We start from the raw sequence: 25,724 nt of genomic DNA on the forward strand, positions 1-25,724 counted from the left end.
TTACTCTGCCGAGAACCGCTCTTAATCTTTACGTTGCTGGAGCCGCCGAAGCGATCTCTCGCGCCGGGTATGCTCTCTGCTGAGATCCAGCAAAACTTCCTCGATAAACGCCAAATGGCGGTGCGAGGCTTCACGGGCCTTTTCTGGCTCGCGTGCCACAATCGCCTCAAAAATCCCGGCGCGATGGCTGCTCACCGTTGCCAACATCTCACGGCGCGAGTAGAGCAATTCAAAGTTCTGACGCACGTTCTGTTCCAGCATCGGCCCCATACAGCGCAGCAGATGCAGTAACACAACGTTATGGGCAGCTTCGGTCACGGCGATTTGATACTGCATGACCGCATCGGCTTCAGCGTCGAGATCGCCGCTGTCCTGAGCCTGCTGAATCATATGGTGACAATCGCGAATGCGTGCCAGATCTTCGTCGGTGCCGCGCAATGCTGCGTAATAGGCGGCGATACCTTCAAGGGCATGACGGGTTTCGAGCAGATCGAATTGTGATTCAGGATGGTCAGCCAGCAGTTCAGCCAGCGGATCGCTGAAGCTCTGCCACAGATTAGTTTGTACAAAGGTGCCGCCGCCCTGACGGCGCAAGAGCAGCCCTTTAGCTTCAAGGCGCTGAATCGCCTCTCTCAGAGAAGGGCGGGAAACATCAAATTGTTTCGCCAGTTCGCGCTCCGGAGGCAATTTTTCACCTGGATGCAACGTGCCCTCAAGGATCAGATATTCAAGCTGCTGCTCGATGACGTCTGACAACTTGGGTTGGCGGATTTTGCTGTAGGCCATGAGTGATTTCTTCTCTGCGAATGGCGCGTAGTCAATTGGTAATACCAATTTCAAAAACGTGACGGTAAAGTAACAAAGTATTCACCTGCTGTCCATATCGGCCTTGATTGAAATCATGGTTTCCCGCACATTTTAACAACTCAGACCATAGGCCGTCGCAAGCTGATAACGCCGTCTTGGTAATACCATTTACGAGGTAGATAGCGGATTTAACGTTTATGAAACGTTTGGTTAGGTATGTTATGCCCCCTCGCCAGGCGGTTATCCGACGATAGCCGGGCAATGAAGCCTAGCCGCTTTCAATGGCGGCCGTTCGCTCATTATTTCGGCAGAGGAAATGTGTATTTTTGCGCATTCTGTGATTTATTGCTTACTTCATGCACAAAGCTCCTTCTCTTGTCACACAACCCGCATTTTGTTGCCTAAACTGCTGCAATCTTAATCATTCATACAATAAAGCAGGTGCAAACTTTCCCGCATAACATTATTCTTGGCCGAACGGTAGCGGCACCGCGCAATTAATAGCTACAAGACCGTAAACAAAAAAGAACACACATCGCAATCACTGCTTTACAGCGGTGAAAGTTATGCAACAACAGAGGGTTTATTGATGGATGGTCAACAACATGGCGATCAACTGAAGCGCGGCCTGAAAAACCGCCATATTCAGCTGATTGCCTTAGGTGGCGCTATCGGTACCGGGTTATTCCTCGGTATCGCTCAAACAATAAAAATGGCCGGCCCGTCGGTCATTCTTGGCTACGCGATTGGTGGTTTTATTGCCTTCTTGATCATGCGTCAGTTGGGTGAAATGGTCGTGGAAGAGCCGGTTGCCGGTTCCTTCAGCCACTTTGCCTATAAATACTGGGGGAGCTTTGCCGGTTTCGCATCAGGCTGGAACTATTGGGTGCTGTATGTGCTGGTCGCGATGGCGGAGCTGACCGCCGTCGGCATTTATGTGCAGTACTGGTGGCCAGAAATCCCAACCTGGGTTTCTGCCGCGGTCTTCTTCCTCGCCATTAACGCCATTAACCTGTCCAACGTAAAAGTGTATGGCGAGATGGAATTCTGGTTCGCCATCATCAAAGTGATCGCCATCATCGGCATGATCGTGTTTGGTGCCTACCTGCTGTTCAGCGGCCTGGGCGGGCCAGAGGCTAGCGTCACCAACCTATGGGCACAAGGCGGGTTCTTCCCGAATGGCACCATGGGGCTGCTGATGGCGATGGCGGTGATCATGTTCTCCTTCGGTGGGCTGGAACTGGTGGGTATCACCGCCGCCGAAGCCGATCACCCGGAAACCAGTATTCCGAAAGCCACCAACCAGGTGATTTACCGTATCTTGCTGTTCTATATCGGTTCCCTGACCATTCTGCTGTCACTCTACCCGTGGGGCAAAGTGGTTGAAGGCGGCAGCCCGTTTGTGCTGATCTTCCACGCGTTGAACAGCAACCTGGTAGCCACCGTGCTGAACGTCGTGGTACTGACGGCAGCGCTGTCGGTGTACAACAGCTGCGTTTACTGCAACAGCCGCATGCTGTACGGCCTGGCAAAACAGGGCAATGGCCCGAAAGCCTTGCTGAAAGTGGATGGCCGCGGTGTTCCCGTGATTGCGATCGGCCTTTCTTCGCTGGCCACCGCGCTGTGTGTGCTGATTAACTACCTGAGCCCAGGCCGTGCCTTCGAACTGCTGATGGCGCTGGTGGTTTCTGCTCTGGTGATCAACTGGGCGATGATCAGCCTGGCACACCTGAAATTCCGCGCAGCCAAAAACCGTGAAGGGGTACAGCCGAAGTTCAAAGCCTTCTGGTATCCGTTCAGCAACTATCTGTGTCTGGCGTTTTTGGCTGGGATTCTGGTGATCATGTACTTTACGCCGGGCATCCAGATTTCCGTCTTGCTGATCCCGGTCTGGGTTGCCATTCTTGGTATCGGTTACGTTGTCAAACAGCGTAGCCAACGGGCGTCAAGCGCAGCAGCGCGCTGATCTTGGCATCATTTAACAGGCTCGCATCCGTGAGCCTGTTTCCTTCTCTTGGCGTTACCGCCTTTTCCTTTATTAATAGAATATGGCTCTATTTGATTAAACGATTTTTGATCACTTTCTTGCCATCAACCGAAAACTCAGCATAACCACTCTCCTTTATGTCATTAACGGCAAGACGCCCCGCGACATCAACACGCAACTGGTGTTTATTACTAAAGGTTCCTGGTGAGCTTAAACGTACACCGGTCCAGGCAAATTTTGAGTAATGTGCACTCAAATTTTTCTCCTGACTCTCCATGAACGCAGGAAGGGGCGAGAGATTGACCTTATCAAGAGCAATCAAATAATTATTTAAATCGAATTTTGATGAGTCGCCGCTCACGCGGATCTCCACCTGAAGAGGTTTTTTAAACTCGCCAGTTCTGGTATCCATGCTCATACTCAACAATCTCTTCGAGTTTTCCGGGTTCTGATAAGAGACGGTACAAGTTGTCATCACACCTTGTGGCCTATTAGCACTACGAGGATCGATTTCACTGCCAGAAGCAAAAAACGAGCTTATCGTTGAAACTTTTGTCTCTTCGCCAAGTTTTTCTTTAATCTTTTTAAAACAAATATCTGCCCCATCTGACAGCGAATACTTATAAATTTTTACTGCTTCATTAGCATACAAAGGGGAATGCACTAACATTGTCATCCCTATAATGACCGATAATACGCTCAATTTGGCCGATATCTTCATGAAAAACCTAGAAAAAAACAGAAAGTAAAATTTTGAGCCGCCAAGCGGGTCTTAAGCAGAAACCCTAACCATTTTGGGAATGGCTATGAATATACCGTTTACTTCAGTTCTTTTTCATATATACGCTCAAAGAATCATGAGATATACATGCCAGCATATTATTTTTATTTCAGTGATAAACACAAGCAGATGTATTTATGTATTTTATTTTCACAGTTATATAAACAAAAAGAATCAGATAAAAAGATATTTTATTCCACTTAATAAATGTGAAAGGTGATTATTAATTTAGATAGATGGTAGGGGCGAATACGCGTTATAACGGTTTATAGCCCCCTTTTCAGGGGGCCTTATCAGAAAAGAGTTACTTCACGCAACGCGCGCACTGTGATTCCTGGATCTTCTGGAAGAAGTCATTGCCCTTATCATCCACCAGGATGAATGCCGGGAAGTCTTCCACTTCAATTTTCCAGATCGCTTCCATCCCCAGTTCCGGATATTCCACGCACTCCAGGCTCTTGATGCTCTGCTGTGCCAACACGGCGGCCGGGCCACCGATGCTGCCAAGGTAGAACCCACCGTGTTTATGGCAGGCATCGGTCACCTGCTGGCTACGGTTGCCTTTGGCCAGCATGATCATGCTGCCGCCGTGCGACTGCAGCAGATCGACGTATGAATCCATACGGCCGGCGGTGGTTGGCCCCAACGAACCGGAAGCATAGCCCTCTGGGGTTTTGGCCGGGCCCGCGTAGTAGATTGGGTGATCTTTCACGTATTGTGGCAAACCTTCACCGCGATCCAGGCGCTCTTTCAGTTTAGCGTGCGCAATGTCACGCCCGACGATGATGGTTCCGCTCAGGGAAAGGCGGGTCGAAACCGGATACTGCGACAGTTGCTTCAGGATTTCTGCCATCGGGCGGTTAAGATCGACCTTGATCGCTTCACCTTCACCGGCCTGACGCAGCTCCTGCGGAATGAATTTGCCTGGGTTATGTTCCAATTTTTCCAGCCAGATCCCTTCACGGTTGATCTTGCCTTTGATATTACGGTCAGCAGAGCAGGACACCCCCATGCCAACCGGGCAGGATGCACCGTGACGCGGCAGGCGCACCACACGGACATCGTGCGCGAAATACTTACCACCAAACTGAGCACCCAGCCCCAGGTTTTGCGCTTCTTTCAGCAGTTCCTGTTCCAGCGCCACATCGCGGAATGCCTGACCATGTTCGTTACCTTCGGTTGGCAGGCCATCGTAGTATTTGGTCGAAGCCAGTTTCACGGTTTTCAGCGTAGCTTCCGCTGAAGTGCCGCCAATGACAAAGGCAACGTGGTACGGTGGGCACGCAGCAGTGCCAAGCGTGCGCATTTTATCCACCAGATAATCTTTCAGCTTGCCCGGCGACAGCAGCGCCTTGGTTTCCTGATACAGATAGGTCTTGTTGGCTGAACCACCGCCTTTGGCGATGCACAGGAATTTATACTCTTCGCCATCCACGCTGTAGAGATCGATTTGCGCCGGCAGGTTGCTGCCGGTATTGACCTCTTTATACATATCCAGCGCAGCGTTTTGCGAATAACGCAGGTTGTCTTCGATAAAGGTGTTGTACACCCCGCGCGACAGGGCTTCTTCATCCCCACCGCCGGTCCAGACACGTTGGCCTTTTTTGCCGACGATGATCGCGGTGCCGGTATCCTGGCAGGTTGGCAAAATACCCTTGGCGGCGATTTCTGAATTACGTAAAAATTGCAGCGCAACGTACTTATCGTTTTCACTGGCTTCAGGATCGCTGAGGATATCCGCCACCTGCTGCTGATGCGCCGGGCGCAACATAAATGACGCGTCGTGGAAAGCGTGCTGGGCGAGGAGGGTCAGAGCCTGCGGGGCAACTTTGAGGATTTCCTGGCCTTCAAACTCGCCGACAGAAACGTGCTCACGGCTTAACAGATAATATTCGGTATCGTCTTTTTTCAGCGGGAACGGATCTTGATAGTGGAACGGTTTATTCGACATTAATCTCTCACTTGCAACATCGGCTGCGTTAAATTCACACTCACTCAGCGTACTCGGGGTGCGCTGCGTCAAAAAAACTCCCCACACCTTACGTATTTTTAGGTAGCCAGTTATTGCGCCAAATCGCAAAACAACCGCTATACCCTTATTAACGTAGGGAATTAAGACTGATGGAGGCTTTCTGACCTCATCCGGTGAGCACTGCGGGTACAGACTCATCATGCACGCTTTATTATCCCGCAGTTAACACATTGATTACAATCCTGTGGGTCGATCGGGTTATCATTGTCGGGAAATAACCGCCTGCAATAGCTTCTGCTGTTAGCTGTTGCCAGCCGTTGCGCCATTGCTTAAGCTAGCCACAATGAACAGAGTAAGAATCCCCATTGCGCTGCAACAGGCGGTGATGCGCTGCCTGCGGGCAAAACTGCAGCTGGCATCTCAGCATTTTGCCCGCGAATTCCCGGAACCGAAGATCGTCTACCAGCAACGCGGCACCAGCGCGGGTACGGCTTGGCTGCAAGCCTGGGAAATCCGCCTCAACCCCGTGCTGCTGATAGAAAACCAACAGCCGTTTATCGACGAGGTTGTCCCCCATGAACTGGCCCATCTGCTGGTATTTCGCCAGTTTGGCCGCGTGCCACCGCATGGTCACGAATGGCGCTGGATGATGGAAAGCGTGCTGCAGGTACCCGCCAGCCGCACTCATCAGTTTGCAATCAGTTCGGTACAGAGCAAAACCTTCCCCTATCAGTGCGCCTGCCAGCAGCACCAGTTAACCGTACGCCGCCATAATCGCGTGTTGCGTGGCGAAAGTGAGTATCGCTGCCGCCAATGCGGCGAAAAACTGCGTTTTTTTGGTTAACGAAAACCGTTAGTAAACAGAGTTAGCCGCGAAGATCAGCAAACCTTTCCCTGATTTGCACCTGTAGGTCACTTCCGTTACCCTGCCCGCTTTTCCGCTTTTGGGTTATTTTGGAATATGCTTCGCAAAATTTTATTTATGATGCTCTTGATCACCTCGAGTAACGTACTGGCGCAAATCAATAACTTCACTCAAGCCAAGGCTGCCGCGGCCAAGATTAACCAGGATGCCCCCGGCAGTTTTTACTGCGGCTGCAAGATCAACTGGCAAGGTAAGCAAGGCATTCCCGATCTCAGCAGTTGTGGCTATCAGGTGCGTAAAAATACCCAGCGCGCCGAACGCATTGAATGGGAACACGTCGTCCCCGCCTGGCAATTCGGCCATCAGTTACAGTGCTGGCAAGAGGGCGGACGCAAAAACTGCAACAAAAACCCGCTTTACCGCCAAATCGAAACCGACCTGCACAACCTGCAGCCTGCTATTGGTGAAGTGAATGGCGATCGCAACAATTTCATGTTCAGCCAATGGCGCGGCGGTGAGGGGCAGTATGGTCAGTGCCCGATGAAGGTCGACTTCAAGAACAAACAGGCCGAGCCACCGGCACGTGCGCGCGGTGCCATTGCGCGTACCTATTTCTATATGCGCGATCGCTATCAGTTGCAGCTTTCGCGCCAGCAAACCCAATTGCTTGAAGCCTGGGATCGCCAATATCCAGTGACCGCCTGGGAATGTACGCGGGAAGCACGTATCGCACTGATCCAAGGCAACCATAACTCTTATATTCAACAAGCTTGTCAGCAGAGAAACGGCTGACCTACTATAGTAGTTTCGCGCTGCCTGCTGGCAGCGCCGTATCAATGAGCCAGGATCCGATAATCATTATGCGTATACCCCGCATCTATCATCCGCAACCCTTGAGCGCCAATGCTGAAATCGCGTTGAGCGAAGATGCCGCTAACCATGTTGGCCGCGTGTTGCGTATGAGCCCCGGGCAGGCGCTGCAACTGTTTGATGGCAGCAATCAGGTGTTCGACGCCGAAATCACCCAGGTAAATAAAAAGAACGTTGTGGTCCGCGTCAGTGCCGGGCAGATTGAGGATCGCGAATCGCCGCTCGATCTGCATCTTGGCCAGGTGATCTCACGCGGTGAAAAGATGGAATTCACCATTCAGAAATCCATTGAGCTGGGTGTGAACGTGATTACCCCGCTGTTTTCCGAGCGTTGTGGCGTTAAATTGGATGGCGAACGCTTAGAGAAAAAGCTGCAACAATGGCAGAAGATTGCCATTGCCGCCTGTGAACAATGCGGCCGTAACCGCATCCCGGAAATCCGCACAGCGATGCCGTTGAGAGCCTGGTGCGCCGAGCAGGACGGCAGCCTGAAGCTGAACCTGCACCCGCGGGCCAGCCAGAGCATCAACACGCTGCCGCTGCCGGTAGACCATGTTCGCCTGTTGATTGGGCCGGAAGGCGGGCTATCCGCCGAAGAAATCGCCATGACTACAGATTACGGATTTACTGATATTCTGCTGGGGCCACGCGTTTTGCGTACGGAAACCACAGCGCTTACCGCAATTACCGCTTTGCAGGTCCGTTTCGGCGACCTGGGCTAAGAGCCTGTTAATACCGGCTCGTAAGGAGAAGAGATGATCAAGCTCGGCATCGTGATGGACCCTATCGCATCCATCAATATCAAGAAAGACACCAGCTTCGCCATGCTGCTCGAAGCGCAGCGCCGTGGCTGGGAGCTGCACTATATGGAGATGAACGATCTCTACCTGCACGCCGGTGATGGCCGCGCCCGCACGCGCCTGTTAAGCGTAAAAGAGGATAAAGAGAGTTGGTTCAGCTTTAGCGCCGAACAGGACCTGGCGTTGCAGGATCTGGATGTGATCCTGATGCGCAAAGATCCGCCTTTCGATACCGAATACATCTACGCCACCTACATTCTGGAACGCGCCGAAGTGAAAGGCACGCTGGTGGTCAACAAACCGCAGAGCCTGCGTGACTGCAACGAAAAACTGTTCACCGCCTGGTTCCCGGAGCTGACGCCAGATACGCTGGTCAGCCGCAGCGCAGCGCATATCCGTAAATTCCACCAGCAGCATGGCGACATCATCCTCAAGCCGCTGGACGGGATGGGCGGTGCCTCGATCTTCCGCGTGAAACAGGACGATCCTAACCTGTCGGTAATTATCGAAACCCTGACCGAGCACGGCAGCCGTTTCTGCATGGCGCAAAACTTCCTGCCAGCCATCAAGGAGGGGGATAAACGTATTCTGGTGGTGGACGGCGAACCGGTGCCATACTGCCTGGCACGTATTCCCGCCCAAGGTGAAACCCGTGGCAACCTGGCTGCCGGTGGCCGTGGTGAACCTCGCCCGCTGAGCGAAAGTGACTGGAAGATTGCCCGTGCGGTTGCACCAACGCTGAAAGAAAAGGGCCTGATTTTCGTTGGGTTAGATGTGATCGGCGATCGTCTCACCGAAATCAACGTCACCAGCCCAACCTGCGCCCGTGAAATTGAAGCCGCCTTCCCCGTTTCCGTCACCGGTATGTTGATGGATGCCATTGAAAAACGTCTTGCCGCAAGATAAGCAGACGCTACCTCATAGTTTCTAGCTGCACGTGAGCCTTTTTAGGCTCACGTGCAGCTCCCAATATCACCGCTTGAAGTATGACGGGTATAGCCGCATACTGGCGGCTGTTTACTTTCCAATCGATAACACCTTGTATAACGACATGAATTTACAGCACCACTTCCTTATTGCCATGCCTGGAATGCAAGATCCGCGCTTCAAACGTTCGGTGATATACGTTTGTGAGCATAATGAAAGCGGCGCCATGGGGTTAGTCATCAACAAACCCGTGGAACAGTTCACGGTCGAGTCGGTGTTGAGCAAACTCCAAATCAAACCTTCGCCACGCGATCCCGCTATCAGCCTGGATAAACCGGTGTTGGCCGGTGGGCCACTGGCCGACGATCGCGGTTTTATTCTGCATTCGCCGCGTGAAGGATTCGCCTCCAGCATTCAGATATCGCCGCAGACCATGATCACCACTTCCAAAGACGTATTGGAAACCCTAGGAACCGCTGATCAGCCTAAAGATGTCCTGGTGGCTCTTGGCTATGCTGGCTGGGAACAAGGCCAACTGGAACAAGAGGTCTTGGAGAACGCCTGGCTGACGACCGAGGCCGACATCGATATTCTGTTCCATACGCCGATCGCCAACCGCTGGCGCGAGGCGGCAAACCGCTTGGGCATCGACATCCGCAACATTGCCAACCAAGCAGGACACGCCTGATGAGCAACCGCACCATTCTTGCCTTCGACTTCGGCACCAAGAGCATCGGCGCCGCCATCGGCCAGGAGATTACCGGCACGGCACGGGCGCTAGCCGCCTTTAAAGCCCAAGACGGCACACCAGACTGGCAAAAGATTGAACGGTTGCTGAAAGAGTGGCAGCCGGATCTGGTGGTGGTCGGCCTGCCGCTGAATATGGACGGCACCGAACAACCGCTGACCGAACGCGCACGTAAATTTGCCAACCGCCTGCACGGCCGTTTTGGCGTGCAAATCGCTCTGCACGATGAACGCCTGAGCACCGTTGAAGCCCGTGCTCATCTGTTCGATCGCGGTGGTTTCCGCGCGTTGGACAAGGGCAGCGTTGACTCGGCCTCCGCAGTAGTGATTCTGGAAAGCTGGTTCGAACAACAACTGGGTTAACCATCTCACCTAAGCTGCCCCGCTGAGCAAACCTGCCTGAATACGTTGCTGCAACCCCTGTTCAAAGGTCTGCATGCCTGACTGCGCACCAGTTTGCAACACGCTGGCAAGCTGGTGCGTTTTGCCTTCACGGATCATGCTGCTTACTGCGGCGGTGGCCGTGAGGATCTCATAGATCGCCACCCGCCCTCCCCCTGGTTTACTCAGCAACTTTTGCGCAATCACCGCCTGCAGGCTGCTGGCCAACTGTGCGCGGACATAGGGCTTTTCTTCTGCCGGGAACACATCCACCAGCCGTTCTACCGCCTGCGGTGCGCTGCGGGTATGCAGCGTGGCCAGAACCAGATGGCCGGTTTCCGCTGCGGTCAGCGCCAGGCGGATGGTGGTGGTATCGCGCAGTTCCCCCAGCAGGATCACGTCAGGATCTTCACGCAGTGCCGCCCGCAACGCGTCGTCAAAACTGTGAGTATCACGCCCCAGTTCGCGCTGTTGGATCAGCGATCGCTGGCTGTGATGGATGAATTCGATCGGATCTTCCAGCGTCAGGATATGGCGGCGCTGACGCTGATTGATAAAATCGATCATCGCCGCCAGCGTGGTGGATTTGCCGCTGCCGGTAGCGCCGGTAACCAGGATCAGGCCATCTTCCCGCTGCACCAGCGCCGGGACGATCTCGGGAGTGCCCAGTTCGGCCAAGGTCGGGCACTCGCTGGCAATCCGCCGTAACGCCACGGACACCCCACCGTTTTGCAGAAAGAAATTGGCACGCAGGCGAATCCCCCCTGCCAACGCCAGCGCCAGATCGAGCTGGCCACTCTGCTGTAGCTGCTGCCGCTGTGCCTGAGTCAACAAGGCGTCGCACCAGATTGCCATCTGCGCTGGCGCAACGCTTTCTGCCTCTGCCACGGCCCGGAGTTCACCATCTATGCGTAACATGGGCCGATGACCGGTACAAAGGTGCAGATCGGAGGCATTATGCTTTACACTAAGAGCCACAAATTCATCGATATCCATATCAATCTCCTGGGTCAATAATGAGCACTATCCAACAGAACCTGCAGGATGTCAGGAGCCGTATTGCTGCAGCAGCTCAACGCTGCGCACGTGCTCCAGAAGAAGTGGTATTGCTTGCAGTCAGTAAAACCAAGCCTGTGGCGGCGATCGCAGAAGCCATCGCCGCTGGCCAGCACGCCTTCGGCGAAAATTACGTGCAGGAAGGCGTGGATAAGATCCAGCATTTTGCCCAATTGCCTGAGGGGGCCGGGCTGGAGTGGCACTTTATCGGCCCACTGCAATCCAACAAAAGCAAACTGGTGGCAGAAAACTTTGCCTGGTGTCATACCCTTGAGCGCCTGCGCATTGCCCAACGCCTGAACGATCAACGCCCAGCAGGCATGCCGCCGCTGAATGTGCTGATCCAAATAAATATCAGCGATGAACAGAGCAAATCTGGCATTGTATTAGGTGAACTACCGGCGCTCGCTGAGGCCGTCGCCGCCTTGCCTAACCTCAGGTTGCGCGGCCTGATGGCCATCCCGGCCCCAGAAGCGGATTATCAGCGTCAACTGGCCGTTTTTGGCCAGATGCATAAAGCGTTCCTGGCCCTGAAACAGCGCTATCCGCAGGTGGATACGCTATCGATGGGCATGACCGACGATATGGCCGCGGCGATCGCGGCTGGCAGCACCATGGTGCGTATCGGCACCGCCATTTTTGGGGCCCGTGATTATTCTCAGGCCTGACAGGCACAACTGAATTAACGAGGGATTTGATGCAACATCGCAAGATTACCTTTATTGGTGCCGGTAATATGGCACGCGCTATCATTGCAGGCCTGGTTGCGGGGGGCTATCCGGCGACATCCATCAGCGTTTGCGCTCCTTCGCCGAAAAATCGCGATGCGCTGGCCGCTGAGTATGGCGTAATCAGTTGCGCGGATAACATCCGTTGCGCACAGGCCGCCGATGTGGTGGTGTTGGCGGTCAAACCGCAGATGATGGCAGAGGTGTGCAAACCCTTGCAGGAGCAGGTTAATTTTTCCGGCAAGCTGGTGCTGTCCATCGCCGCTGGTATTCGGGTCAGCCGTTTCTATCAGATGTTGGGTGAACCGCTGAATATTGTACGCATCATGCCTAATACCCCTTCTTTGGTGGGCAAAGGTATGAGCGGGTTGTATGCTGCGCCGCAAGTCAGCCAGCAGGATCGCGATTACACCCGCGATCTGATGAGTTCGGTCGGCAAAGTATGCTGGGTTGATGACGAAAACGGTATCAACGGGGTGATTGCCGCCGCAGGCAGCGCACCGGCCTATTTCTTTCTGTTTATGGATGCGATGCAGCAGGAAGCCGAACGCATGGGCTTCAGCAGCACGGCAGCACGCGAACTGGTGCAGCAGGCCGCCATCGGTGCCGCGGCACTGGCCGCAGCCAACCCGGCAGTCCCTTTGTCGACGCTGCGCGAACAGGTGACATCCAAAGGGGGAACCACCGCCGAAGCGCTGCGGGTGTTCAACGAACAGCAACTGCCTGACACCGTTGCCAAAGCGATGCAGGCCGCCGTTTCCCGCGCGCAGGAAATGGAAAAGTTATTTTAACGTTCCCCAATGCGCTTCAGGCAGCCAGTGCCTGTAAGATCAAGGGGATAACAAAGAATTAAGGAGAAGGGTAACTCACATGCTAACGCTGACTTTCCTGGTCAAGACCGTTGTTGATCTTTACGTGATGGTGCTGTTGCTGCGCATTTGGATGCAATTGACGCGCACCGACTTTTATAACCCGTTCTCGCAGTTCGTGGTGAAAATTACCCAGCCGATCGTCGGCCCGTTGCGCCGCATCATTCCTTCGCTGGGGCCGGTAGACAGCGCTTCGCTGCTGGTGGCGTTTTTACTGATGACCGTCAAATACCCACTGCTGCTGTTGATTCAGGGTGGGGCGATGTCACTCAGCCCATACAATCTGTTATTTGGCCTGATCTCACTGATCAAATCCGCCGGTTATCTGATCTTCTGGGTGATGATTATCCGCGCCCTGATGAGTTGGATCAGCCAGGGCCGCAGCCCGATCGATTATGTGATGTACCAGCTTACCGAGCCGCTGATGGCACCGATCCGCCGCGTGATCCCGGCAATGGGCGGCATTGATTTCTCCGCCATGGTGGTGATTCTGATCCTGTATCTCATCAACTACCTGGGGATGGATCTGTTCGGCGAGCTCTGGTTCCTGCTGTGAGTGCAGTCACCCCCGTGCTCGACGGGCTGGTTATCAGGCTTTATATTCAGCCGAAAGCCAGCCGCGATCAGATCATTGGCCTGCATGGCGACGAGATCAAAGTCGCCATTACCGCCCCGCCGGTCGACGGCCAGGCCAACGCCCACTTGATCAAGTTTATCGCCAAGCAATTTAAGGTGGCGAAGAGCAGCGTTATCATCGAGAAAGGTGAATTGGGGCGGCATAAGCAGTTACGCATCATTAATCCGCAACAGATCCCTGCCGCGATCGCCGCGCTTATTGAATAATTTTCAAGGTAATCATCATGCAAAAAGTCGTTCTTGCCACCGGCAACCCCGGAAAAGTGCGTGAACTCGCCAGCCTGCTCGCCGATTTCGGCCTGGACGTGGTGGCACAAACCGAGCTGGGCGTAGATTCTGCTGAGGAAACTGGCCTGACGTTTATTGAAAACGCCATTCTGAAAGCCCGCCACGCCGCGCAGGTTACCGGCCTGCCGGCCATTGCCGACGATTCCGGCCTGGCGGTGGATGCACTCGGCGGCGCACCGGGCATTTATTCCGCTCGTTACGCCGGTGTCGACGCCAGCGATCAACAGAATCTGGATAAGCTGCTGGTGACGCTGAAAGACGTGCCAGCAGGCCAACGCGCGGCGCAGTTCCACTGTGTGCTGGTCTATATGCGCCATGCAGAAGATCCAACCCCGCTGGTGTTCCACGGTAACTGGGCCGGTGAGGTGACCTTTGAATCCGCCGGTGAAGGCGGCTTTGGCTACGATCCTATCTTCTACGTGCCGGAATTGGGCTGCACGGCGGCTGAGCTGTCGCGCGAGAAAAAAAGTGCAATATCACATCGTGGTCAGGCATTGAAACTGATGCTGGAAGCCCTGCGTAATGCCAGCTAACCCCGTGCAATTGCCGCCGCTCAGCCTGTATATCCATATTCCCTGGTGCGTGCAGAAATGCCCGTACTGCGACTTCAACTCGCACGCTTTAAAGGGCGAAGTGCCGCATCAGGAATATGTCGATCATCTGCTGGCCGATCTGGATGCCGATCTGCCGCTCACCAGCGGCCGTGAAATCAGCACTATCTTTATTGGCGGCGGCACGCCAAGCCTGCTGAGCGCCGAAGCCATGCAGGCCTTGCTGGACGGGGTGCGCGCCCGCATTCACGTAGCCGCCGATGCGGAGATCACCATGGAGGCCAACCCCGGCACCGTGGAGGCCGATCGCTTCAGCGGCTATCAGCGCGCCGGGGTGAACCGCATTTCGATTGGCGTGCAGAGCTTCAGCGCCGAGAAGCTAACCCGCCTGGGGCGGATCCACGGGCCGGATGAGGCCAAACGCGCCGCACATCTGGCCACCGGTTTGGGCCTGCGCAGCTTCAACCTCGATCTGATGCACGGCCTGCCGGATCAATCGTTGGAAGAAGCCTTGGACGATCTGCGCCAGGCGATTGCCCTGAATCCGCCGCATCTGTCGTGGTACCAGCTCACCATTGAGCCAAATACGCTGTTCAGCTCGCGCCCGCCGCTGCTGCCGGATGATGACGCGCTGTGGGATATCTATCAGCAAGGGCACGAACTGCTGAGCGCCGCTGGCTATCAGCAGTATGAAACATCGGCCTATGCCAAGCCGGGCTATCAGTGCCAGCACAACCTCAACTACTGGCGTTTCGGCGACTATCTGGGGATTGGCTGCGGCGCGCACGGCAAGCTGACCTTCACCGATGGCCGCATTCTGCGCACCAGCAAAACCAAGCATCCACGCGGCTTTATGCGCGGCGAATACCGTGACAAGCTGCATGAAGTGGCTGAGCATGACCGGCCCTTCGAGTTCTTTATGAACCGTTTCCGCTTGCTGGAAGCCGCTCCGCGCGCGGAATTCGCCCGCTACACCGGGTTGGATGAAAGCGTGATCCGCACGCAGTTGGACGCAGCGCTGGCGCAAGGTTACCTGGCAGAGACGGCAGAACACTGGCAGATCACCGAGAAAGGCAAGCTGTTCCTCAACTCACTGCTGGAGCTTTTTCTACCGGAAGAGTAACGAGAAAGCGCTGAGAGTTCAGCGCTTTTTATCTGTCAATTCATTCAGGCAGCATGATGTGGACGACGAGTTATATCACCCCGCCCTTTGAGAAGCCCCTCGACAGAGATGTCCTCATCAAGCTCCTCCCAATGAATGCCCCGAGCACTGAGCTCATAATTGGCTAGTTGTTCAGCACTCGCCTGTAAAAGACGCGGAAACCAAGCCAAAGGCACGCCAATAGTTCTGGCATCATTAAGCTCAACCCACATATTGAGCTCATCAAAACGAACACTCTTAGCTGAAATAGTCATTCCAAGCCTCCAGAAACTGAGCGCGATGCAGTTCCGCTACTTCGAGCAGCTCTTTCAACACCTTCGCATTAAAACCATCATTACGGGCCAAATGAACTTCAGGCATTAACCAAAACTTTGCCTCAAATTGAACATCCCTGACATGAATATGGGCAGGTTCACGTGGAATCCCTTCATTTGAATAGAAAAAAAACTTATAGCCTCTGAAGCGCAATATTACTGGCATCAACGCAAATCCTTTCACTGATTGATTATAGTTTAACCAGATTGCCAGTTCTCCTCTAAAGCGTCAAAAGTTGAGTTCCATCAAATACCTTTTACTTCAACGCGTTAATCAAACTCTTACGCTGAGTTTCCAGCGCCGTCACACGGTTGCACACATCGCGGCCAAAGTTCTGGAAGCTCTGCTCCTGCTTGCTCCACTCGCCCTGAATCGCCTGCTGAAGGCCACCCAGGTTACCCATCAGCGCCTGTAGCGGATTACCGTTAGCATTGGCCGCCTGTTTAATGCCCATTTCGTTCAGGCTATCTTGCAGCACACCGCCCATGCTCTGCTGCACCAGGTTGCGCCCGTCCTGTTCCACCTGTGCGATCACCTTATGGTGGAACGCCAGGCCGTCGCTACGATGCTCGATAATACGCCCCATCTGCTGTTTAAGCTGCGTATTGAGCGTGGTCAGGCGGTTACGCACGTTACTGCTGCTGCCCAGTTGCTGCACAATCACGTTATCCAACGCGACGCGTGCCTTTTCCAAATGCTGTTGCGCCCCCTGATCGATCCAGGGCAAATCTTTGCGTAACGCACTCTGGTAGCTGAAGGCTTTCTGGCGTTGGCTATCATTCAGGCTAAGTACCTGCCCGTTGCGCGTGACATCACCATCGCGGGAAATCAGCAGGTTACCGCTGGCACCGGCCACCTGTACGCTTTGCGGGCTGATGATCACGTCATCCTGAGGGTTAACGTTGCATTGATATTCGGCATGCGCCTGTGAAGCCACCAGCAACAGCAAGGCCAACCCGGTTTTCTTTAACATCATTTCTCCTGACTCCTTTCCACCCGCATCTGCGCTGGAGTTAAAAAATCGAACGGCTAATGCGCTGAGACAACAGCTCCAGTGCCGCAGTTCCCGCCAACGAGTTACCAGAGGTATCCAACTCCGGCGACCAAACGGCAATCGACAATTCGTCCGGCACAATCGCAATAATGCCGCCCCCGACACCAGACTTGCCCGGCATCCCTACCCGGTAAGCAAATTCACCGGCACCGTCATACATACCGCTGGTCATCATCAGGGCGTTAATCTGCCTTGCCTGTAATGGGCTGATGACCTCATCGCCGTTAAGCGCACGCCCCTGATTGGCCAGATAGACAAAACTGCGTGCCAGCTCCACGCAGCTCATACGCAGCGCACAATAGTGGAAATAGGTTTGCAGCACGGTCAGCACATCATTGTCGAAGTTGCCAAACGACTTCATCAGATAGGCAATGGCGGCATTGCGATCGGAGTGTTCGAATTCCGAACGCGCTACGCGAGCGTCATACGCCAAGTCATTCTCCCCCGCCAACTGGCGTACCACTTCCAGCATGCGCTGCTTGGGGGCGCTGAGCCGCGTCTGCAGCATATCGCACACCACCAGAGCACCTGGGTTGATAAACGGATTACGCGGTTTCCCCTGTTCCATTTCCAGTTGCAGCAACGAATTAAACGGCAAGCCGGAAGGTTCTTTGCCTACCCGCTGCCAAATTTCGCTTTCCTGATAACGCGTCAGCGCCAGCGTCAGGCTGAAAACTTTGGAGATTGATTGAATGGAAAATCGTTCCGTGGCATCCCCCGCCTGGAACAGTTCGCCATTGACGGTGCAGACGGCAATCGCCAGGCGATCGGCTGCCACTGCCGCCAACGCCGGGATATAGTCCGCGACTTTACCCTGGCCAATCAGCGGGCGCACCTGTTGCAGGATCTCATCCAGCAATGCGTTATCCAAGGTTGTTACCACGGTGCTTGCACTCCAGATAAAGCAAAGGTGCCACTGAGGCACCTTGAATCAACACTTATCGGGCAGAAATCAATCCCACCAGATATCGAACAGATCGCTGACCTTCACGTCACTCAGCTTACGCGCTTCCAGCCAGTTTTTGACTAATTCACGCTGTTCGTCGGTGCAATTGCCGATCTTCTGCAGGCAAATCAACCCTTCCCACTGCAGGTAGCCGCTGCCGTCAAACGCCAAACCATTCGGCTCGATCACTTCGTCGATAAAAGCATCTACCGCGCTATCGATATCGTCAACATCGGTGCCTTCGGCAAAACGCCAGGCAACGGAGAAACCCAGCTCCTGAAACTCTTCAATGTGCATCTTTTTACGTAAACGACGACTGCGATTCTTAGCCATTATTCCACCCTCTCAAACATCAGATCCCAAACGCCATGTCCCAGACGCTGGCCACGTAATTCAAATTTCGTCACCGGGCGTGAGTCTGGGCGCGGCACGTAATCATTGCTCTCGGAAAGATTACGATATCCTGCGCTGCCGTTCATCACTTCCAGCATGTGTTCCGCATAGGGTTGCCAGTCGGTGGCCATATGGAATACGCCACCCACCTTTAATTTGCTCAGCACCAGTTCCACAAACGGCGTCTGCACGATGCGGCGTTTGTTGTGGCGCGCTTTATGCCATGGATCCGGGAAGAACAGTTGCACCATTTCCAGCGAGCCATTCGGGATCATATTCTGCAGCACTTCTACCGCGTCGTGGCACATGATCCGCAGGTTGGTCAATTCGGCTTCATGGGCGTCTGCCAGGCAGGCACCTACGCCTGGTGAATGCACCTCAATCCCCAAGAAGTTCTGCTGCGGGTTATTACCCGCCATGGTGACCAATGAAGCCCCCATGCCAAAACCGATCTCCAGCACGGTTGGCGCCTCGCGCCCGAACAGGGTAGAGATATCGACAGGTTCAGCCTGATATTCCACGCCCATCTGCTGCCAATAGTGGTCCAGCGCATATTGCTGGCCTTTGGTCAACCGCCCCTGGCGGCGAACAAAACTGCGGATACGGCGCATCGCGCGGCCGTTCTCATCAAATTCCGGAGAGATGACGTCATTAATCATAGTGCTTTCTGTCTGTTTGGCTGCCAATTGGGAAAGGCGCATTATGCAAAGATACCCTGGTTTAGCAAGCGTTCATCGTATGCTACGGCGGAAAGTTCCAGTTTACAGCACTCTCACACTATGCTGGAATCGCGCATCAAATATCAGACGGACAGCGAAACCCGCTTATGATGCAAGCGCAACAGTTCTCGCACGTGGTACTTGACTGGTACCAGCGCTACGGCCGCAAAACGCTGCCGTGGCAACTCGATAAAACGCCTTATCAAGTATGGCTCTCTGAGGTGATGTTGCAACAAACTCAGGTTGCCACCGTGATTCCTTATTTTCAGCGATTTATGACACGTTTTCCGCACGTGCGCGCGCTCGCCGAAGCGCCGCTGGATGAAGTGCTGCATCTGTGGACCGGGCTGGGTTACTACGCCCGCGCCAGAAACCTGCATAAAGCGGCTCAGACCATTGTCGCACAGCACGGCGGTGAGTTCCCGACAACCTTTGCAGAAATTGTCGATCTGCCCGGCGTAGGCCGCTCAACCGCCGGGGCAATTCTCTCTTTGGCGCTGGGGCAGCATTACCCGATCCTCGACGGCAACGTAAAACGCGTGCTGGCTCGCTGTTACGCCGTGGAAGGCTGGCCGGGCAAGAAAGAAGTGGAAAACCGCCTGTGGCAAATCAGTGAAGAAGTGACTCCCGCGCAAGGCGTGGGGCAGTTCAACCAGGCGATGATGGATCTGGGGGCGATGGTTTGCACCCGTTCCAAGCCGAAATGCGAGTTATGCCCGCTCAATACCGGCTGCATCGCTAACGGCAACAGTAGTTGGGCCAAGTATCCCGGCAAAAAACCCAAGCAGACGCTGCCGGAAAAAACCGCCTACTTTTTACTGCTGCAGCACGGCGACGGCGTTTGGCTCGAGCAGCGCCCAGGCAGCGGGTTATGGGGCGGCCTGTTCTGCTTTCCGCAGTTCACAACCCGCATCGACCTGGAGTTGTGGTTGCAGCAGCGCGGCCTGAAGGGAGATCGTCTGGAGCAACTGACCGCTTTCCGCCACACCTTCAGCCATTTCCATCTGGATATTGTGCCAATGTGGCTGAATCTCGACAAAGCCACCAGCGCCATGGATGAGGGTGCCGGTCTCTGGTATAACTTAGCGCAGCCGCCATCGGTCGGGCTGGCCGCACCGGTTGAACGCCTGTTGCAACAACTGGCGAAACAGTCACCGATCCAACAAGGTTTATTTGGCAACAGCGCCATTGACGAGGAATTAGCATGAGCAGAACCATTTTTTGTACCTTCCTGCAGCGCGACGCCGAAGGGCAGGACTTTCAGCTCTATCCAGGCGACGTCGGCAAGCGCATCTTCAATGAGATCTCCAAAGATGCCTGGGGCGAATGGATGAAAAAACAAACCATGCTGATCAACGAGAAAAAACTCAACATGATGAACGTTGATGATCGTAAGCTGCTGGAAGCAGAGATGATTCGTTTTCTGTTTGAGGGGCATGACGTCCATATCGAAGGTTACACACCGCCAAACGAATAATATTTTCCGGGCCAGGCGCTGGCCCTTTCCACCTCTCCTATCATTCTTCGCGTATACGGCTTTAAGATGAAGAAAATTTTAGCTTTGCTCGTCATAGCACCTTTGCTGATCTCCTGCTCAGGCCAAAAAAATGAAGAGGTCAACGAAGCCTTGGTGAAAGATACCAACGCCTTCGACATTTTAATGGGCCAGTTTGCCCACAATATTGAGAACATCTGGGGCTTGAGCGAAGTGTTGATCGCTGGGCCAAAAGATTATGTGAAATACACCGACCAATATCAGACCCGCAGCCACATCAACTTTGACGCAGGCACCATCACGGTCGAAACCATTGCCACCACCGATCCTGCCACACACCTGCGCCAGGCGATTATCAGCACCCTGCTGATGGGCGACGATCCGGGCTCCATCGACCTTTATTCCGATGTTAACGATATCCAGATCAGTAAAGAGCCGTTCCTGTATGGCCAGGTGCTGGATAACAACGGCCAGCCGATCCGCTGGGAATGGCGTGCGGCACATTTCGCCGATTACCTGCTGCAAACCCGCTTGCAAAAACGCACCTCTGGCCTGCACGTGATCACCTCGGTTACCATCCAACTGGTGCCTAACCACCTGGATAAACGTGCACACAAATACCTGCCGATGGTACGTAAAGCCTCTCAGAAATACGGCATTGAAGAGTCGCTGATCCTGGCCATCATGCAAACCGAATCGAGCTTCAACCCGTATGCGGTGAGCGGTTCCGATGCGCTGGGCCTGATGCAGGTGGTGCAGCACACCGCCGGTAAAGACGTGTTCCAGATGAAGGGCAAATGGGGAACGCCAAGCCGCAGCTATCTGTTCGATCCGGAAAACAATATCGATACCGGTACGGCATACTTAGCCATTCTGCAGAACAACTATCTGGGGGGCATTCAGAACCCGACCTCACGCCGCTATGCGGTCATTACCGCCTACAACGGCGGAGCGGGCAGCGTGCTGCGGGTGTTCCACAGCGATAAAGCCAAGGCGGTGACGATTATCAACGGCATGCAACCGGGTGATATTTATCAAACGCTGATCACCAAGCACCCGGCGAGTGAATCACGCCGCTACCTGGTGAAGGTAAATAACGCGCAAAAGAGTTATCGCCGCAAGTAACGTTGTGCAGGGCAGATGCGTCATTCATCGGCCCTGTTGTTTTACTGCTTGATCATATAGCCGAAAATCCGCTTCCAGCCGTGATCTTTCTTCTCGATATACACGCCTTGCAACTCAGGAGAAAAGCCCGGCAAGCGGTTGATGCCCTCTTCCAGCGCCAGAAAATAGCGCTGCACCGCCCCGCCCCACACCTCCCCCGGCACCACACACAGCACACCAGGCGGGTAAGGCAGCGCACCTTCCGCCGCAATGCGCCCTTCCGCTTGGCCGATAGGCACCAGTTCGACGTTGTCGCGGATAAACTCCACGTTGGCATCTTGCGGGTTCATCACCACCGGCGGGAAATGCTCCTGGCGGAACATCTCTTTCTGCAGTTGCTTCACGTCGAAGCTGACGTACAGATCGTGCATCTCTTGGCACAGTTGGCGGATGGTGTAACCGCGGTAGCGTTGCTCGTTCTTGCGATATACCGTTGGCAGGACTTCGCTCAACGGCGCATCCTGCTCAATATAGCGCTCGAACTGCACCAGCATATCCACCAGATTGTCCATCTTCGCCGGGCTTTCCGCCGGGGTCAGCAGGAACAGGATCGAGTTAAGATCGCATTTTTCCGGCACAATGCCGTTTTCGCGCAGGAAGTTGGCCAGAATGGTGGCCGGTATACCAAATTCAGTGTATTGCCCGGTTGCGGCATCAATACCCGGCGTGGTCAGCAGCAGTTTGCAAGGATCCACCAGATACTGATCCTGCGCATAACCCTCAAACCCGTGCCATTCCTCGCCCGGCACAAAGTTAAAGAAACGCGCATCGTTGGCGATAAGCTCGGTATCGTAATCTTGCCAGTCTTTGCCAGCCACCTGCTGCGGAATAAAGGGTTTTAACTGCGTACAGCGTGCCAGCAACTGTTTGCGCGTCTCAATCCCCAACTTGACGCACTCCATCCACATGCGGCGGCCTGCTGCCCCGGCGTGCATTTTGGCGTTGACGTCCAGCGCGGCAAACAGCGGGTAGAACGGGCTAGTCGAGGCATGCAGCATAAACGCATTGTTGAGATGTTTGTGATTGCAGTGGCGTTTCTGGCCTTTGATATGATCGTCTTTTTTGTGGATCTGCGACGTCTGCGAGAACCCAGCCTGCTGTTTATGCACCGACTGCGTAACGAAAATGCCGGGATCGAGTTCATCCAACTCCAGCAACAGCGGCGAGCACTCTTTCAGCATCGGGATAAAGCCTTCGTAACCCACCCAGGCAGAATCAAACAGGATGTAATCACACAGGTGGCCGATGGTGTCAATCACCTGACGGGCGTTATAGATCGTGCCGTCGTAGGTGCCAAGCTGGATGATCGCCAAACGGAAAGGCCGCGCCGTATTGGCCTTCTCTGGCGCGATGTCACGGATTTGCTCGCGCAGATAGCGCTCATCAAAACAACGAGAGTCGATCCCACCGATAAAACCAAACGGGTTGCGCGCGGTTTCCAGATAGACCGGCGTTGCTCCGGCCTGGATCAGCGCACCATGATGGTTGGATTTATGGTTGTTACGATCGAACAGCACCAGATCGCCACGCGTCAGCAACGCATTGGTCACCACTTTATTCGCCGCCGAGGTGCCGTTCAGTACAAAGTAGGTTTTATCGGCATTGAACACTTTGGCTGCGTGCTTTTGTGCGTCTTTCGCTGAACCTTCGTGGATCAGCAGATCGCCGAGTTTTACATCGGCGTTGCACATGTCCGAACGGAAAATCGTTTCACCATAAAATTCAAAAAACTTGCGCCCCGCCGGATGCTTGCGGAAAAACTCACCGCCTTGATGCCCTGGGCAGGCAAAGGTCGAATTCTTCATTTCCACATAGGTTTTCAGCGTTTTGAAAAAAGGTGGCAGCAACGCCTGCTCGTAAGCATCGGCAGCGGCTTCCAACTGTGCCATATAAAACGCTTTAGTCGCAGCCGACAAAGCAAACACCCCGCTGATTAACGGCAGGTAATCCGGGGAGAGATGTTCATCCCCCTCAACAGCAACAAACGTCGGGATGCCAAAACCGGTCGCCTTAAGTATTTCGAGAATGCCAGCATTCACGTCCTCGACGGACACCACCACCGCCGCCACATCGGTATAGTCAGTCTGTTCCACGCGAACGATCTGGCGCAGAGTTTCGATACTGGCGATCAGGCTGGTGCTTGTTGCTATTTTCAGTTCTTTCATAGTGCTGACTCTCAAACGGTTAAGGATGAGGGTGTGCCACAAGGCACATAATGAGATAACCAAGATTATCCCGGCAAAGTGATGTCCTGCATTGCAGCATGAGATGCAAAAAGGGTCGGCTGATGCGGGTTAACATCAGGCAGCTATCGCGGGCTGGGATCGGCAGCGACCGATAGACATCAGTAAAATCAGAGCCGCAGCTCTATTTTTAATAATGCCTAACAGCGAGCATCAGGTAGCGTTACCGCATGGTGTGCAGCGATAAGCGCGAAGACGACAGATGGGAATAACCACGGCGGGATAACGGCATCATCAGATGTCTGGCGCACAGCAATGCTTGAGTAATGAAACCAGTCATGCCTGTAACCCCCTGATTTTGATGAGCGTGATCGCCATTGTGTGATGGATGGATAACAAAATTCGCGCAATGATTGCATGTTTTTTTATGGGGTTCAAGTAACAATTATCGAAGTAAACCCCAGGGCACTTACAATGATAACCCTTTGTAATATATAACGATAATAGAAAAGGCAAAGAACAATAAAATAGTATAAATACACGAATTTATTGCATATCTATTTATCTCACGCAGAAAAAATGCAGTTGCTGGCCCCCACTTTCTGAATGAAATTAGAGCAACCGATCGGGTTTGTGGTAGAAAGCGATTGACGACATACGGCCAAATACGGTTTAATGCGCCCCGTTGCCCGGATAGCTCAGTCGGTAGAGCAGGGGATTGAAAATCCCCGTGTCCTTGGTTCGATTCCGAGTCCGGGCACCACTAATTCTGCATCAATGCACACTGGTTAAAGGATGAGAACTTTAACGGGTGGTTAATACGGAATCGACTTGTCAAAGTGATAACAGAGTAACTGTTTACTACCGCGACGTTGTAAGTTGAATTCCTCAAGAAGGATGCCTGTGTGACAGCACAGGCGTCCTTTTCTCGATCACTGGTGATATTCACAGCAAATCATGCCTGTGTCAAGCTTTGTAAGCTTCTCGTAGCGGTGATATCCGTATGTAAAACAAGCTCCTGTTCTAGTGCTCTTCCTGCTACTTCCATATCCAATTCGATATACTCCATTGTGGTACTGACGTTACGGTGCCCCAGCAAATCCTTCACCAGTTTTAGATTTCTGTCCGGGGATTTCATCAACTCCGTGGCAAGTGTGTGACGGAAACGGTGTGAGGAAATATCGAAGCCACTCTCCCTGGACAACCGACGATAGAAGCTACGAAATGACTGCAGAACGTTTTTCTCGTCATAGATGTAATGAGTATTCCGTGGATTGGTGAACCGTTTGACATCAAAAAGCAGGTCATGCTGACCCGCACCTCGCTCGATTGCACGTATCATGAGCAGCTCTATTCGCTTCCTTAATTGACGAACCACCGGTACTTTCCACTCTCGATGTGTTTTGCTACCTTCAAGTCGAAGTTCGATCCAACCTTGCTCAATGTTCACATCTCTCAGGCGGATGTGGATCATCTGATTGTTACGCATACCGGTATATCGAAATGTGTCTAATACCGTCATCCAGAACCAGGTAGGATAGAGTGCGCACTTTCCCCCCTTCACTGGTTTTCTCTCCTTCTCCCGCTGTTCATACTGTTGCATCACGAGGTAAAGACGGGTCAATTGAGACTTCGTCAATATTCGTTTTTTCTTAGTGTCAGATCGAACTACCGTTCCATTAAAAGGGTTCTCACCGTGCTGAACCAACGCTTTTTTAATACCCAAATTAAATATTGCCCGCAGATGGGCAACCTTATTGTTCCAGGTATGTACCGAAAGGTTTTTCTCCTTTAACAGATGCCGACGCCAAAGCAACACATCCCTTTGCGTCACCATAGCAGGTGTTATAGCTCCACCAATAAAACGCGTAAATGTTAGTGCTACTTTCCTATAACTCCATTCCGTTGCTGCACGTAGTTGTTTGGTGAAAAAATATTCCTCGAGCAAGAACTCCCACTCATCGTGCATTTTTTCTTCACTTTTCATTTCATAACCTCGAATGAGTATATTTATCCACTCACAATCCG

Annotated in this window: 28 protein-coding genes and 1 tRNA gene; 17 read left to right on the plus strand and 12 right to left on the minus strand. The window is 53.5% G+C overall.

Annotated features, from left to right (window positions below; translation table 11 throughout):
• Positions 1-21: 21 nt before the first annotated feature.
• On the minus strand, positions 22-786 hold the full coding sequence (gene pdhR / locus WG891_RS06885) for a pyruvate dehydrogenase complex transcriptional repressor PdhR (protein WP_337262194.1): 765 nt from the start codon (positions 784-786) through the stop codon (positions 22-24).
• Between the two features lie 610 nt (positions 787-1,396).
• Here pdhR and WG891_RS06890 point away from each other — a divergent pair.
• Positions 1,397-2,773: an amino acid permease gene (locus WG891_RS06890; protein ID WP_337262195.1), complete on the plus strand. Its 1,377-nt coding sequence runs from the start codon at positions 1,397-1,399 to the stop codon at positions 2,771-2,773.
• An 88-nt stretch (positions 2,774-2,861) separates the two neighbouring features.
• Here WG891_RS06890 and WG891_RS06895 read toward each other — a convergent pair whose 3' ends face one another.
• On the minus strand, positions 2,862-3,464 hold the full coding sequence (locus tag WG891_RS06895; protein WP_337262196.1) for a hypothetical protein: 603 nt from the start codon (positions 3,462-3,464) through the stop codon (positions 2,862-2,864).
• A gap of 415 nt (positions 3,465-3,879) precedes the next feature.
• Positions 3,880-5,526, minus strand: coding sequence for a class I fumarate hydratase FumA (gene fumA, locus WG891_RS06900; protein ID WP_076943414.1), 1,647 nt, complete (start codon positions 5,524-5,526; stop codon positions 3,880-3,882).
• Between the two features lie 364 nt (positions 5,527-5,890).
• Between fumA and WG891_RS06905 the strand changes: the two genes are divergently transcribed.
• The 6 genes from WG891_RS06905 (at position 5,891) to ruvX (ending at position 10,119) form a co-directional block, all read left to right on the plus strand.
• Positions 5,891-6,391 (plus strand): SprT family zinc-dependent metalloprotease, encoded by a 501-nt coding sequence (locus WG891_RS06905; RefSeq protein WP_076943415.1) that lies wholly within the window; start codon positions 5,891-5,893, stop codon positions 6,389-6,391.
• A gap of 117 nt (positions 6,392-6,508) precedes the next feature.
• Complete coding sequence (gene endA, locus WG891_RS06910) at positions 6,509-7,204, plus strand: deoxyribonuclease I (RefSeq protein ID WP_337262197.1); 696 nt, start codon at positions 6,509-6,511, stop codon at positions 7,202-7,204.
• 68 nt (positions 7,205-7,272) lie between these two features.
• Positions 7,273-8,004: a 16S rRNA (uracil(1498)-N(3))-methyltransferase gene (gene rsmE / locus WG891_RS06915; RefSeq protein WP_076943479.1), complete on the plus strand. Its 732-nt coding sequence runs from the start codon at positions 7,273-7,275 to the stop codon at positions 8,002-8,004.
• Between the two features lie 33 nt (positions 8,005-8,037).
• Positions 8,038-8,988 carry a glutathione synthase gene (gshB, locus tag WG891_RS06920; RefSeq protein WP_076943417.1) on the plus strand — a complete coding sequence of 317 codons (951 nt, stop codon included), beginning with the start codon at positions 8,038-8,040 and terminating at the stop codon, positions 8,986-8,988.
• Positions 8,989-9,133: 145 nt separating this feature from the next.
• Positions 9,134-9,697, plus strand: coding sequence for a YqgE/AlgH family protein (locus WG891_RS06925; RefSeq protein WP_337262198.1), 564 nt, complete (start codon positions 9,134-9,136; stop codon positions 9,695-9,697).
• A complete protein-coding gene (gene ruvX / locus WG891_RS06930) occupies positions 9,697-10,119 on the plus strand; it encodes a Holliday junction resolvase RuvX (RefSeq protein ID WP_156293056.1) in 423 nt (140 codons plus the stop codon). The genes WG891_RS06925 and ruvX overlap by 1 nt, the downstream gene beginning before the upstream one ends.
• 9 nt (positions 10,120-10,128) lie before the next feature.
• Here the strand turns inward: ruvX and WG891_RS06935 are convergent, their stop codons facing one another.
• Positions 10,129-11,133 (minus strand): type IV pilus twitching motility protein PilT, encoded by a 1,005-nt coding sequence (locus WG891_RS06935; protein WP_337262199.1) that lies wholly within the window; start codon positions 11,131-11,133, stop codon positions 10,129-10,131.
• Positions 11,134-11,153: 20 nt separating this feature from the next.
• On the opposite strand from WG891_RS06935, the gene WG891_RS06940 reads away from it, so the two are divergent.
• The 6 genes from WG891_RS06940 to hemW all read left to right on the plus strand — a co-directional run bounded on the left by WG891_RS06940 (position 11,154) and on the right by hemW (position 15,388).
• Positions 11,154-11,861, plus strand: coding sequence for a YggS family pyridoxal phosphate-dependent enzyme (locus tag WG891_RS06940; RefSeq protein ID WP_337262200.1), 708 nt, complete (start codon positions 11,154-11,156; stop codon positions 11,859-11,861).
• 29 nt (positions 11,862-11,890) lie between these two features.
• Complete coding sequence (gene proC / locus WG891_RS06945) at positions 11,891-12,712, plus strand: pyrroline-5-carboxylate reductase (RefSeq protein ID WP_337262201.1); 822 nt, start codon at positions 11,891-11,893, stop codon at positions 12,710-12,712.
• 79 nt (positions 12,713-12,791) lie between these two features.
• Positions 12,792-13,346, plus strand: coding sequence for a YggT family protein (locus tag WG891_RS06950; RefSeq protein WP_076943423.1), 555 nt, complete (start codon positions 12,792-12,794; stop codon positions 13,344-13,346).
• The gene (yggU, locus tag WG891_RS06955) at positions 13,343-13,633 is read left to right on the plus strand and encodes a DUF167 family protein YggU (protein ID WP_337262202.1); all 291 of its coding nucleotides are present in this window, start codon (positions 13,343-13,345) and stop codon (positions 13,631-13,633) included. The genes WG891_RS06950 and yggU overlap by 4 nt, the downstream gene beginning before the upstream one ends.
• 17 nt (positions 13,634-13,650) lie before the next feature.
• The gene (locus WG891_RS06960) at positions 13,651-14,247 is read left to right on the plus strand and encodes an XTP/dITP diphosphatase (protein ID WP_337262203.1); all 597 of its coding nucleotides are present in this window, start codon (positions 13,651-13,653) and stop codon (positions 14,245-14,247) included.
• Entirely contained in the window at positions 14,237-15,388 is a 1,152-nt protein-coding gene (hemW, locus tag WG891_RS06965; protein WP_337262204.1) for a radical SAM family heme chaperone HemW, read from the plus strand. The genes WG891_RS06960 and hemW overlap by 11 nt, the downstream gene beginning before the upstream one ends.
• Positions 15,389-15,432: 44 nt before the next feature.
• Here hemW and WG891_RS06970 read toward each other — a convergent pair whose 3' ends face one another.
• The 6 genes from WG891_RS06970 to trmB all read right to left on the minus strand — a co-directional run bounded on the left by WG891_RS06970 (position 15,433) and on the right by trmB (position 18,794).
• On the minus strand, positions 15,433-15,681 hold the full coding sequence (locus WG891_RS06970) for a DUF2442 domain-containing protein (protein WP_156293052.1): 249 nt from the start codon (positions 15,679-15,681) through the stop codon (positions 15,433-15,435).
• Complete coding sequence (locus WG891_RS06975) at positions 15,665-15,907, minus strand: DUF4160 domain-containing protein (protein WP_156293051.1); 243 nt, start codon at positions 15,905-15,907, stop codon at positions 15,665-15,667. Before WG891_RS06975 ends, WG891_RS06970 begins: the two co-directional genes overlap by 17 nt.
• 91 nt (positions 15,908-15,998) lie before the next feature.
• Complete coding sequence (locus WG891_RS06980; protein WP_337262283.1) at positions 15,999-16,715, minus strand: DUF2884 domain-containing protein; 717 nt, start codon at positions 16,713-16,715, stop codon at positions 15,999-16,001.
• A gap of 40 nt (positions 16,716-16,755) precedes the next feature.
• Positions 16,756-17,679 (minus strand): glutaminase B, encoded by a 924-nt coding sequence (gene glsB, locus WG891_RS06985; protein ID WP_337262205.1) that lies wholly within the window; start codon positions 17,677-17,679, stop codon positions 16,756-16,758.
• A 69-nt stretch (positions 17,680-17,748) separates the two neighbouring features.
• Positions 17,749-18,075, minus strand: coding sequence for a YggL family protein (locus WG891_RS06990; protein WP_076943429.1), 327 nt, complete (start codon positions 18,073-18,075; stop codon positions 17,749-17,751).
• Complete coding sequence (trmB, locus tag WG891_RS06995) at positions 18,075-18,794, minus strand: tRNA (guanosine(46)-N7)-methyltransferase TrmB (protein WP_337262206.1); 720 nt, start codon at positions 18,792-18,794, stop codon at positions 18,075-18,077. Before trmB ends, WG891_RS06990 begins: the two co-directional genes overlap by 1 nt.
• Before the next feature lie 167 nt (positions 18,795-18,961).
• Here trmB and mutY point away from each other — a divergent pair, with 167 nt between their 5' ends.
• The 3 genes from mutY (at position 18,962) to mltC (ending at position 21,474) form a co-directional block, all read left to right on the plus strand.
• Positions 18,962-20,062 (plus strand): A/G-specific adenine glycosylase, encoded by a 1,101-nt coding sequence (mutY, locus tag WG891_RS07000; RefSeq protein WP_076943430.1) that lies wholly within the window; start codon positions 18,962-18,964, stop codon positions 20,060-20,062.
• On the plus strand, positions 20,059-20,331 hold the full coding sequence (locus WG891_RS07005; protein WP_337262207.1) for an oxidative damage protection protein: 273 nt from the start codon (positions 20,059-20,061) through the stop codon (positions 20,329-20,331). The genes mutY and WG891_RS07005 overlap by 4 nt, the downstream gene beginning before the upstream one ends.
• A gap of 66 nt (positions 20,332-20,397) precedes the next feature.
• Entirely contained in the window at positions 20,398-21,474 is a 1,077-nt protein-coding gene (gene mltC, locus WG891_RS07010; protein ID WP_337262208.1) for a membrane-bound lytic murein transglycosylase MltC, read from the plus strand.
• A gap of 41 nt (positions 21,475-21,515) precedes the next feature.
• Here the strand turns inward: mltC and speF are convergent, their stop codons facing one another.
• The gene (speF, locus tag WG891_RS07015; protein WP_076943433.1) at positions 21,516-23,678 is read right to left on the minus strand and encodes an ornithine decarboxylase SpeF; all 2,163 of its coding nucleotides are present in this window, start codon (positions 23,676-23,678) and stop codon (positions 21,516-21,518) included.
• Between the two features lie 705 nt (positions 23,679-24,383).
• Here speF and WG891_RS07020 point away from each other — a divergent pair.
• Positions 24,384-24,459 (plus strand) — tRNA-Phe (locus WG891_RS07020).
• 192 nt (positions 24,460-24,651) lie between these two features.
• On the opposite strand, the gene WG891_RS07025 is transcribed toward WG891_RS07020, so the two are convergent.
• The gene (locus WG891_RS07025; RefSeq protein ID WP_089181287.1) at positions 24,652-25,683 is read right to left on the minus strand and encodes a tyrosine-type recombinase/integrase; all 1,032 of its coding nucleotides are present in this window, start codon (positions 25,681-25,683) and stop codon (positions 24,652-24,654) included.
• Positions 25,684-25,724: the final 41 nt, after the last annotated feature.

Origin of the sequence: Serratia sp. MMO-28 (genome assembly GCF_037199905.1) — a bacterium.
GTDB lineage: Bacteria > Pseudomonadota > Gammaproteobacteria > Enterobacterales > Enterobacteriaceae > Chania > Chania oryzae.